Annotated in this window: 5 protein-coding genes; all 5 read left to right on the top strand. The window is 72.0% G+C overall.

The window, feature by feature from the left end:
• Window positions 1–480, top strand: a 480-nt coding sequence (locus ACYVE9_RS17405) for an HAD-IA family hydrolase (protein WP_461028795.1), incomplete at its 5' end; no start/stop codon positions are given.
• A gap of 305 nt (window positions 481–785) precedes the next feature.
• The gene (locus ACYVE9_RS17400) at window positions 786–1,850 is read left to right on the top strand and encodes a methionine ABC transporter ATP-binding protein (protein ID WP_461028794.1); all 1,065 of its coding nucleotides are present in this window, start codon (window positions 786–788) and stop codon (window positions 1,848–1,850) included.
• Window positions 1,847–2,518 (top strand): methionine ABC transporter permease, encoded by a 672-nt coding sequence (locus ACYVE9_RS17395; RefSeq protein WP_461028793.1) that lies wholly within the window; start codon window positions 1,847–1,849, stop codon window positions 2,516–2,518. Before ACYVE9_RS17400 ends, ACYVE9_RS17395 begins: the two co-directional genes overlap by 4 nt.
• Before the next feature lie 111 nt (window positions 2,519–2,629).
• Window positions 2,630–3,475: a MetQ/NlpA family ABC transporter substrate-binding protein gene (locus ACYVE9_RS17390; RefSeq protein ID WP_461028792.1), complete on the top strand. Its 846-nt coding sequence runs from the start codon at window positions 2,630–2,632 to the stop codon at window positions 3,473–3,475.
• Window positions 3,476–3,588: 113 nt separating this feature from the next.
• Window positions 3,589–4,233 (top strand): GNAT family N-acetyltransferase, encoded by a 645-nt coding sequence (locus tag ACYVE9_RS17385; protein ID WP_461028791.1) that lies wholly within the window; start codon window positions 3,589–3,591, stop codon window positions 4,231–4,233.
• Window positions 4,234–4,301 lie beyond the last annotated feature (68 nt).

Genomic DNA, 4,301 nt, shown 5'->3' with positions numbered 1-4,301 from the left:
TTGGCGGACCTGCCGGGCGGCGTGGTCCGGCTGCCGGGAACCGCGGAACTGCTGGCCGCGCTGCCCCGGGACCGATGGGCCGTGGTCACCTCGGCGACCCGGGAGCTCGGTGACGCCCGGCTGCGGGCGGCCGGTGTCAGCGCCCCGCTGATCGTCGCCGCGGACGACGTGACCCGCGGCAAGCCGGACCCGGAACCGTTCCTGCTGGCCGCCGCCGAGCTCGGCGTCCGGCCGTCGCGCTGCGTGGTGTTCGAGGACGCCCCGGCCGGCCTGTCGGCGGCGCGGGCGGCCGGTATGCGAACGGTGGCCTTGACCACAACCCACCGCCCGGAGGAGCTGACCGCCGACCTGGTCGTGACCGACCTGTCCGCGCTGTCCGTGCAGGTCACACCCGTCGGCATCGTGATCGGGACGCGCGCCGCCGGCCGGCCGGCCGCACCCCTCGCCGTCCAGGATGCGGGCACCCGTCCCGCCGAGTGAGACGATCGGCGGTCGCTCTGGTATTACTGGTCGCATGACCACATCGAGCAGCCGCATCCCCGCGACCGAGGCGCAGCTGACGCCCGGTGCCGGCTGCATGTGTCGAATGTGCGCCCGCTGAGGGCCCCTGCCTGAGCAGCCTCGCGCCCCGAAGCGAGCACCGAGCCGCGCGCCGAAGGCGCCCCGCTCACCCCGCAGCCCGACCGCCCACACCCGCGCTCCGGTCTGCCCCGCTCATCGCCACGACATGCCCCGTGCCCCGGTGCCCACCCGCGCACCGAGCACTCGACAGTGACGGAAACCCAGTGATCACCACCACGGACCTGACAAAGGTCTACCGCGCCCGTGGCAGCAACCGCCACGTCACCGCGCTGGACGGCATCAACCTGCACGTCCGCGAGGGGGAGGTGTTCGGCGTCATCGGCCAGAGCGGCGCCGGCAAGTCCTCCCTCATCCGCTGCGTCAACCTGCTGGAGCGGCCCACCTCCGGCACGGTCACCGTCGACGGCCGCGATCTCACGGCCCTGGCCGGCCGGGGCCGGCGCCCCGCCCCCGCACTGCGGGCCGCCCGCAGCCGCATCGGCATGGTCTTCCAGCACTTCAACCTGCTGTCCGCCCGCACCGTGCAGGGCAACGTCGAACTCCCGCTGGAGATCCTCGGCGTCGACCGGGCGGACCGCAGGCGCAAGGCGCTGGAACTGCTCGACCTCGTCGGCCTCGCCGACAAGGCCCGGGCACACCCCGCCCAGCTGTCCGGCGGCCAGAAGCAGCGCGTGGGCATCGCCCGGGCACTCGCCGGCGACCCCAAGGTGCTGCTCTCCGACGAGGCGACCTCCGCCCTCGACCCGGAGACCACCCGCTCGGTCCTGCGGCTGCTCCGCGACCTCAACCAGCACCTCGGCCTGACCGTGCTGCTCATCACCCACGAGATGGACGTCGTGAAGTCGGTGTGCGACTCCGCCGCGCTGATGCGCGCCGGCCGCGTCGTCGAGTCCGGAACCGTCGACGACCTGCTCGCCACGCCCGGCTCGGAACTGGCCGCCGAACTGTTCCCGGTCGGCGGCCGGCCCTCCGCACCCGGCCACACGGTCGTCGACGTCACCTTCCACGGCGACACCGCGGCCCAGCCGGTCGTCTCCCAGCTCGCCCGCGCCTACCACGTGGACGTCTCCATCCTGGGCGCCGCCATGGACACCGTCGGCGACCGTCAGATCGGCCGGATGCGCATCGAACTGCCCGGCGGCTTCGAGGACAACGTCGTGCCCATCGGCTACCTCCGGGAGCAGGGCCTGACCGTGGACGTCGTCCCGCCGGCCACGCCCACCGACGCACCCGCCACCGTCGCGCTGATCAAGGAAGGTGCCGCGTGAACTGGTCGGACATGCAGCCGCTGCTGCTCCAGGGCACCATCGACACGCTCTACATGGTCGGCTGGTCCACCCTCGTCGCTGCCCTCGGCGGGCTGCCGCTCGGCCTGCTCCTGGTCCTCACCGACCGGGGCGGCATGCTGCACCACACCGCCGTCAACAAGATCGTCGGCGCCGTGGTGAACATCGGCCGCTCACTGCCCTTCGTCATCCTGCTGGTGGCGCTCATCCCCTTCACCCGACTGGTCGTGGGCACCTTCATCGGTCCCACCGCCGCCGTGGTGCCGCTGGCCATCGGCGCCATCCCGTTCTTCGCCCGGCTGGTGGAGACCGCCGTCCGCGAGGTCGACCACGGCCTGGTCGAAGCCGTCCAGGCCATGGGCGGCGGCACCGGCACCGTGGTGTTCAAGGCGCTGCTGCCGCAGTCGCTGCCCTCCCTGGTCGCCGGCCTCACCACCACCGTCATCGTGCTCATCGGCTACTCCGCGATGGCCGGCGCCGTCGGCGGCGGCGGGCTGGGCAACCTGGCCCTCACCTACGGCTACCAGCGGTTCGAGACCGGCCTGATGCTCGCCACCGTCGGCGTGCTGATCGTCGTGGTCACCGCCGTGCAGCTGCTCGGCGACTCCGCCGTACGCCTGCTCAACCGGCGCGAGCGCACCAGCGGCTGACGCCGCGCCCCTGGACCCACCCCCCACCAGACCCACCCCCCACCGAAAAAAGACGCCCGAACCCTTCGTCGGGCAGCACCACCCGCACCACACCGGAAAGAGGCACTCTTCGTGCGTACCACCAGCAAGCTCACCACCACGGCCGCCGTCGCCACGCTCGCCCTGGCGCTCACCGCCTGCGGCACCGACTCCGACCCCGCCGGCAGCACCACGGACACCGGCACACCGCTGACCGTGGCCGCCTCGCCCACCCCGCACGCCAAGATCCTGGAGTACGTCCGGGACAACCTGGCCGCGGACGAGGGCCTGGAGCTGGAGGTCAAGGTCTTCAACGACTACGTCCTCCCCAACACCGCCACCGAGAGCGGCGAGGTCGACGCCAACTACTTCCAGCACAAGCCCTACCTGGACGACTTCAACCAGAAGAACGGCACACACGTCGTCCCGGTCACCGACGTGCACCTGGAGCCGCTCGGCCTGTACTCCAAGTCCGCCGGCGACCTGGAGGACATCCGCAGCGGGCAGACCGTCGCGCTGCCCAACGACACCACCAACGAGGGCCGGGCCCTGCGGCTGCTCGACGCGCACGGACTGATCGAGCTCAAGGACGGCGCCGGCGACGACGCCACCCTCGCCGACATCAAGGACCGCAAGGGCCTGGAGTTCAAGGAGCTCGAAGCGGCTACCGTGCCCCGCTCGCTCGACGACGTGGACGCCGCCGTCATCAACGGCAACTACGCCATCGAGGCCGGCCTCAAGCCGGCGCGGGACGCGCTGGCCCTGGAGAAGGCAGACGGCAACCCCTACGCCAACTTCCTCGCGGTCAAGAAGGGCAACACCGAGGACGAGCGCGTCGTGAAGCTCGCCGCGCTGCTCAACTCCGACGAGGTGAAGGCGTTCATCGAGGACGAGTACGACGGCTCCGTCATCCCGGCCTTCGGGGCCGCGAAGCCCTGACCCGGCGTCAGAGCGCAGCGCTGGGCCCCGATCACGATCCGGGCCCGGCGCTGCTGTTCCACCCCGTGATGCTGCATGCTGGGCTCTTGACCCCCGTTGGCATGGAGCAGCGCATGACTTCCACCTTCCCGAACATCTCGATCAGCACGGACCGACTCGTGCTGCGCCCGTTCGAGGAAGCGGACGTGCCCGCGCTGGCGGAGATGATGAACGACGAGTACGTCACCGCCTGGACCGCCGAACCCGTCCCCTACACCGAGGCCGACGCCCGGCGCTACGTCACCCGGCAGGCCCCGGACGAGCGCGGCAGCGGCCGAGGCATCGTTTTTGCCGTGGACGACTTCCTCACCGGCCGGCTCGTCGGGGCGGTGTGGTTGCGGGACACCGACTGGCGCTCACGGGCCACCGGCATCGCCTACGTCATCGCCCCCTGGGCGCGCGGCGAGGGCTACGCCACCGAGGCGGTGCTCGCCGTCGCCCGCTGGCTGTTCGAGGACCGCGGGTTCGAACGGCTGGAGCTCCGCACCGCCGCCGGCAACAGCGCCGCCCAGCAGGTCGCCCAGAAGGTCGGCGCCATCAGCGAGGGAGTGCTGCGCAACGCCTGGATAGCGAGGATCCGCACCGAGAGCGGTGACTGGACCGACATCCGTACCGACCTCATCGTGTGGGGACTGCTGCCCGAGGACCTCGAGGGCTTCAGCGAGGAGCCCGTCGACACCGCCTACGCCCAGTACGCCGGCCGGCCGCAGCCCCGCTGACCCACCGGGCGGTGAACCGCAGACCACCGGGCCGCCCTCCTTCCCTCCCCCCCCCGCGCCTGTCCCCG

The organism is Streptomyces sparsus (assembly GCF_054776295.1).
Note: the sequence above shows the minus strand (reverse complement) of the source record. Positions and strands in the feature narration are given on the sequence as shown.